The organism is Streptomyces tricolor, assembly GCF_002155905.1.
Taxonomy (GTDB): domain Bacteria; phylum Actinomycetota; class Actinomycetes; order Streptomycetales; family Streptomycetaceae; genus Streptomyces; species Streptomyces tricolor.
Genome location: NZ_MUMF01000866.1, coordinates 1 through 6,763 on the forward strand (window position 1 = coordinate 1; position 6,763 = coordinate 6,763).

The 6,763-nt window shown below is 74.0% G+C and carries 3 protein-coding genes; 1 reads left to right on the forward strand and 2 read right to left on the reverse strand.

Annotated features, from left to right (window positions below; translation table 11 throughout):
• The coding region (locus tag CCN44_RS40910; protein ID WP_086704273.1) for a pyruvate carboxylase at positions 1–2,750 on the forward strand (2,750 nt) is incomplete at its 5' end.
• Here CCN44_RS40910 and CCN44_RS40915 read toward each other — a convergent pair.
• Positions 2,747–5,941 carry a caspase, EACC1-associated type gene (locus CCN44_RS40915; protein ID WP_086704276.1) on the reverse strand — a complete coding sequence of 1,065 codons (3,195 nt, stop codon included), beginning with the start codon at positions 5,939–5,941 and terminating at the stop codon, positions 2,747–2,749. The two genes, CCN44_RS40910 and CCN44_RS40915, sit on opposite strands and share 4 nt — an antisense overlap.
• A gap of 123 nt (positions 5,942–6,064) precedes the next feature.
• Positions 6,065–6,763, reverse strand: a 699-nt coding sequence (locus CCN44_RS40920; RefSeq protein ID WP_086704279.1) for an SMP-30/gluconolactonase/LRE family protein, incomplete at its 5' end; no start/stop codon positions are given.

Sequence of the window (6,763 nt, forward strand, 5' to 3'; positions counted from 1 at the left end):
TCGAGGTGCAGATCCTCGCCGACGGCGAGGGCAACGTCATCCACCTCTTCGAGCGGGACTGCTCGGTGCAGCGCCGCCACCAGAAGGTCATCGAGCTGGCCCCCGCGCCCAACCTGGACCCCGGGCTGCGCGACCGGATCTGCTCCGACGCCGTCCGCTTCGCCCGCGAGATCGGCTACCGCAACGCCGGCACCGTGGAGTTCCTGCTCGACCGCGACGGCAACCACGTGTTCATCGAGATGAACCCGCGCATCCAGGTCGAGCACACCGTGACCGAGGAGGTCACCGACGTCGACCTGGTCCAGGCCCAGCTCCGCATCGCCTCCGGCGAGACCCTCGCCGACCTCGGCCTCGCCCAGGACACCGTCACCCTGCGCGGCGCCGCCCTCCAGTGCCGGATCACCACCGAGGACCCCGCCAACGGCTTCCGCCCCGACACCGGCCGGATCAGCGCCTACCGCTCCCCGGGCGGCTCCGGCATCCGGCTCGACGGCGGCACCACCCACGCCGGTACGGAGATCAGCGCGCACTTCGACTCGATGCTGGTCAAGCTCACCTGCCGGGGCCGCGACTTCCCCGCCGCGATCGGCCGGGCCCGGCGCGCGGTCGCCGAGTTCCGCATCCGCGGCGTGGCCACCAACATCCCCTTCCTGCAAGCGGTACTGGACGACCCGGACTTCCAGGCCGGCCGGGTCACCACCTCCTTCATCGAGCAGCGCCCGCACCTGCTCACCGCCCGCACCTCCGCCGACCGCGGCACCAAGCTGCTCACCTACCTCGCCGACGTCACCGTCAACAAGCCGCACGGGCAGCGGCCCGACCTGCTCGACCCGCTGACCAAGCTGCCGCCGCTGCCCGCCGGCGAGCCGCCCGCCGGGTCCCGCCAGCTCCTCGTGGACCTCGGCCCCGAGGGCTTCGCCCGGCAGCTGCGCGAGTCCCCGACCATCGGCGTCACCGACACCACCTTCCGCGACGCCCACCAGTCCCTGCTCGCCACCCGGGTGCGCACCAAGGACCTGCTCGCCGTCGCCCCGGTCGTCGCCCGCACCCTCCCGCAGCTGCTGTCCCTGGAGTGCTGGGGCGGCGCCACCTACGACGTCGCGCTGCGCTTCCTCGCCGAGGACCCCTGGGAGCGGCTGGCCGCCCTGCGCGAGGCCGTCCCCAACATCTGCCTCCAGATGCTGCTGCGCGGACGCAACACCGTCGGCTACACGCCGTACCCCACCGAGGTCACCGACGCCTTCGTGCAGGAGGCCGCCGCCACCGGCATCGACATCTTCCGCATCTTCGACGCCCTCAACGACGTCGGCCAGATGCGGCCCGCCATCGACGCCGTGCGGGAGACCGGCACGGCCGTCGCCGAGGTGGCCCTCTGCTACACCGCCGACCTCAACGACCCGGCGGAGCGGCTCTACACCCTCGACTACTACCTGCGGCTGGCCGAGCAGATCGTCGAGGCCGGCGCCCACGTCCTCGCCGTCAAGGACATGGCGGGCCTGCTGCGCGCCCCGGCCGCCGCCAAGCTGGTCTCGGCGCTGCGCCGCGAGTTCGACCTGCCCGTGCACCTGCACACGCACGACACCGCGGGCGGCCAGCTCGCCACCTACCTCGCCGCGATCCAGGCCGGCGCCGACGCGGTGGACGGCGCGGTGGCCTCCATGGCCGGTACGACCTCCCAGCCGTCGCTGTCCGCGATCGTCGCCGCCACCGACCACTCCGACCGGCCCACCGGCCTGGACCTCCAGGCGGTCGGCGACCTGGAGCCCTACTGGGAGGGCGTGCGGAAGATCTACGCGCCGTTCGAGGCGGGCCTCGCCTCGCCGACCGGCCGGGTCTACCACCACGAGATCCCCGGCGGCCAGCTGTCCAACCTGCGCACCCAGGCCGTCGCCCTCGGCCTCGGCGACCGCTTCGAGGACATCGAGGCGATGTACGCCGCCGCCGACCGCATCCTGGGCCGCCTGGTGAAGGTCACCCCCTCCTCCAAGGTGGTCGGCGACCTGGCCCTGCACCTGGTGGGCGCCGGCGTCTCCCCGGACGCCTTCGAGGCGACCCCCGACAAGTTCGACATCCCGGACTCGGTGATCGGCTTCCTGCGCGGCGAGCTGGGCACCCCGCCCGGCGGCTGGCCGGAGCCGTTCCGCACCAAGGCGCTCCAGGGCCGGTCGGCGCCCAAGCCCGTGCCCGAGCTGTCCGCCGAGGACCGCGAGGGGCTCGCCAAGAACCGGCGGGCCACCCTCAACCGGCTGCTGTTCCCCGGCCCGACCCGCGAGTTCGACACGCACCGGCAGAGCTTCGGCGACACCAGCGTGCTGGACAGCAAGGCGTTCTTCTACGGGCTGCGCCCCGGCAAGGAGTACGCCGTCGACCTGGAGCCCGGCGTCCGGCTGCTGATCGAGCTCCAGGCGATCGGCGAGGCCGACGAGCGCGGCATGCGGACCGTGATGTCCACGCTCAACGGCCAGCTCCGCCCCATCCAGGTCCGCGACCGGGCCGCCGCCTCCGACATCCCGGTGACGGAGAAGGCCGACCGGTCCAACCCCGGCCATGTCGCGGCGCCCTTCGCCGGTGTGGTGACACTGGCCGTCGCCGAGGGCGACGAGGTGGCGGCCGGCGCCACCATCGCCACCATCGAGGCGATGAAGATGGAGGCCGCGATCACCGCCCCCAAGGCGGGCCGCGTCTCCCGGCTGGCCATCAACCGCATCCAGCAGGTGGAGGGCGGCGATCTGCTGGCGGAACTGGCCTAAGGAGCCAGGAGGTCCTCGTACGCCGCCATGAGGCGCGGGCCGAGCTGCTGTACCGCCGTGCTCCGGAGCACCTCGTGCGCGAAGCGGAACCGCGGCTCGGCCGAGCCGTCGCCCTCCGTGGCGGTGAGGAGGCGTCCCACCCCGCCCCTGAGCAGCGTCTCCAGCTGATAGGGGGCCTGGTCCGTCAGCCGGGCGAGGTCCGCCTTGGTGAGCCCGTCGTGGCTGGCCGCGATCAGACCGATCACGTCCTGGTGGTCCGGGCTCGCCGTCAGGGCGGCGTACAGCTCGTCGAAGGCCGCCCGGGAGATCTCCCGGACCGCGGAGGACGGCTGCCCGAGCGTGCGCACCCGGCAGGTGCGCAGCGGGTGCCCGGCCGGAACGTCGTGCGGCAGCGGCGTACGACGGCCGGCCACCAGCACCCGCAGGCCCTCGTCCGGCCGCTGCGGCAGCAGCGAGGCGATGCTGGGCAGGCCCGACTGCGGTCCGCGGTCCTCGTCCAGGCCGTCCACCAGGAGCAGGAGCCGTCGGCCGGTGGACTGCGCCCGCGCCGCGGCCCGCGCGAGCAGGCGTCGGCGCAGCAGATCCCGGGCGCCGGACTGCAGCGTGGCCGTCGGGACGCGTTCCTCCAGCAGCCAGGCCAACTGCTCGATGAGCGTGTCGGTGAAGGCCATGCTGTCGGCGTGCCCCGCGAGGCGGAGGGTGGCGAAGAAGGCCACCACGTCGACGCCGGGCGGCGGGCGCAGCGCGAAGAAGGAGAGCAGCGCGGTCTTGCCCGCCCAGGGAGCGCCCTGCCACCGCACGTACGGCTCGTCGCCGTGGCAGAAGGCGGCCAGCTCGGCCAGTTCCGTCGTCCGGTCGTGCAGGGTCGCCGGGGCCACGTCGCGGATGTGGTCGAGGTAAGGGGCCGCCCGCTCGGGTTCCGGCGCGGGGACCTCGGGCAGCTGCTCGGCCTGCCGCAGGCCCAGCAGCGCGGCCATGCGCTCCTGGTGCTCGGGCGGGCCGGCCAGGACGTGCTCGATCCGGGCGGCTTCGAGGCGGCCGGGGCCGTCGAGGGGGTTGACCGCGTTGATGACGCCGACGATGCACCCTTCGGCCCACACCGGCGCACCCCCCATTCCGGCCCACGGGGAACGGCCGTCGGACGGCTCGCTCGGCGCGCCGTTCACGGTGATCTCCAGGGTGCCGCTGCGCAGGTTGGACAGCGTGGAGGCGGTGCCGAAGAGGTGCGCCAGATCCGTGATGGTCCGCCCCCCGGACCAGTCCTGGCGCCGCTTGTAGGCGGGGAAGCCGGCGGCCTCCACGGTGACCACCGCCGGCCGGCTCGTGATGCGGCCGTAGCGGGCCGGAGGGACGACGGGGGCGTGGCTGGGCGGCTCGAACCGTACGACGGCGACGTCCGCGGCCTCATCCACCCAGGCGACGGTCGCCGGGCCGGTCCACTCCTCGCGGCCGAAGGTGAACCGCACGCCCAGCTCGGTGCTGTCCCGCACCACGTGGGCCGCGGTCAGCACGCAGTCGTTCGTCACCCGGTAGCCCGAGCCGTCGAAGCCCCGTGTCCCCACCTCGGCGATGCGCGCCGGGTCCAGGTGCCGTGAGCGGTCGGGGCCGGCCTCCGCCCGCGCCGGTGGTACGGCGTCCCGGGCCTCTTCCGCCGCGGTCGGGAAGAGAGTGACCGTGATCATGCCGTGCCGGATGACGACCACGGGTTCGGGCGAGCCCACGGTCTGGCAGTCCGCGACCGACCGGGGCAGCCCCGCGCCGACGGATTCGACCAGCTTCACCCAGGTCAGCAGCCGGGCCAGGCGGAAGTTGCGGGGCTGTGACTGGCCCTCCAGGGCGCTGAGCCGCAGCTGTCCGTCGGGCACCTCCGCCGGGCCGCCCCAGGTGCCGGGACTGATCACCTCGATCCGGTCGTCGAAGACGTGGACCTGGACGCAGGCGTCCTGTTCGGTGTAGTCGCGGTGGACGACCGCGTTCGCGATGATCTCCCGTACGGCGATCATGGGATACCGGTACGTGGTCTCGCTGTACGCGCTCGCCGCGCTGGGCGACTCGCCGAGCACGGCCGACTTCGCCACGAAGTCCCGGGCCCTGACGATGAGTTCCGGGACCGTGCCGTGGAGGTCGACGCTCTCCACGGGGTCGGTCTTGCGGCTGCCGCGGAACCGGACGCAGCGGACCATCGCCGCGGGCAGGAGCGCCGTCGGGTTCTGTCCGAACAGCAGCACCCCGGCCAGGGTGGGATGACCGTCCTTCAGCAGCCCCGCCCGCTGGAGGAACTCGCTGGACGTCAGCTGCTCGGGCAGGGTGGCCGCCATGTCCTCCCGCAGATCGCGCCGGAACGCCTCGATGTGCCGCTCGCTGAGCGTCTCGCCCCGGACGACGTCGTCCATGGAGGTGGCGGCACGGGCCCGGGGGCGGCGGTCGTCGGCCGTGGGCTCGTGCTGCTCCGGGCGCGTCAGGGGGGCGGCCGGTTCCCCGGGCCGCGGTGCCGGGCGGCGGGCGATGGGGACGGCCCCCGCGCCGTCGAACTTCCGGTGCGGCGCATGGCCGTCGAACGGGACCTGGGCGAGGTACGTGAAGAGGTCGTCCAGGTCGATCACCTGATCGGCGTTGCGGTCGACGGCCCGGGTGAGCAGACCGTCGGCCAGGGCCCGGGTGAAGGGGCTGGGCTCGCCGCGCATCCCGGCGTCGGCGGCCCGGTCCGTGGCCGAGGTGGCGGCGATCAGGAAGCGCCCCGCGCCCGACAGCGCGTCGAGCAGGCCGTCGTCGCCCTTGAAGCCGCCGCTGTGGCAGCAGTCGAGTACGACGATCTTCACCTGGGCGAAGCTGGTGGCGATGACGTCGGACAGCGTCGCCGCCGGGACGGCGGTCGAGTGCAGCCGGTCGACCCGGGTGTTGCCCGCGCACAGGAAGAGCTGCCGGTTGCGGTTGCGGCCGTGCCCGCTGTAGTAGAACAACAGTGTGTCGTCCGGCTCGGCACTGCTGAAGAAGTCGTCCGCCGCCGCGATGATCTCTCCGGCGTCCGCCTCGGCCACCAGACGCACTTCGCTGCGGTCGAAGAGGCCCGCCGACGCGTCGGTGAGCGCGTCGCGCAGGACGAGCCCGTCCGCCTTCGGGCCCTGCAGCTCGGGCAGGGCGCCCGGGTCCGCCGGGAACCGTGAGTTGCACACGATCAGGGCCCGGTACATGCAATCCTTCGGCAGACGTGCGGAGTTGGCGGCTGCCGGCCAGCTTATTGCCTGCCCGTCGGCACCACCAGACACGCGCCGTCGGCCGGGGCGGTCCGGCCGACGGCGGCTGGCCTGCGACGCCTACCCCCGGCCGAGGAAGTGGCGCAGGCGGGCCAGGAGGAGGTTGGGGTCGCGCCGGGTGGTGAAGGCGGCGCTGGGCACATACACGGTCCGCGCGCGCACGGCCACGGAGGTCGGGTTGGACAGGCCGTCCTGTGCGGTGAGGACGGGTGTGACGGTGCCGTCGGTGCGGACGAGGACGACCTTGTTGCCGGTGTTCAGCGCGGCCAGCACGCTCCTGCCGTGCCCGGGGAAGGTGAAGTCGTCGATGCCGGCGAGCGCGTCGGCCCGGGTCTCGACGGGGCCGGCGGAGCCGTCCGGGCCGACCGGGATGCGCAGCAGGGTGCCCCGGTCGGTGTTGGACACCCACACGGCGTCCCGGCGGACCTTGATGCCGTTGGCGCCGAAGCCGCGGGCGGGCGGCGCCGGGAGCGGAGCGAGGGCCGGGCCCGTCGCCCACGCGGTGGCCGGGCCGCCCGCCTGCGGGACGCGCCAGACGGTGCCGCGCACCGAGTCGGCCGCGTAGAGCACCCCGCGGCCCTCGTCGAGGGCCAGCCCGTTGGGCAGCCCGTCGGCGGGCAGCGCGGCGATCTGCTCCGGTGCGCCGCCGTCGGGGGAGAGACGCCAGATGCCGGTCCTGCTGGTGCCGGTGGCGTAGTTGACGTACAGGGTGCCGTCGTCACCGGCATCGCCCGCGCCCACGACGGCACCCTGTACGTC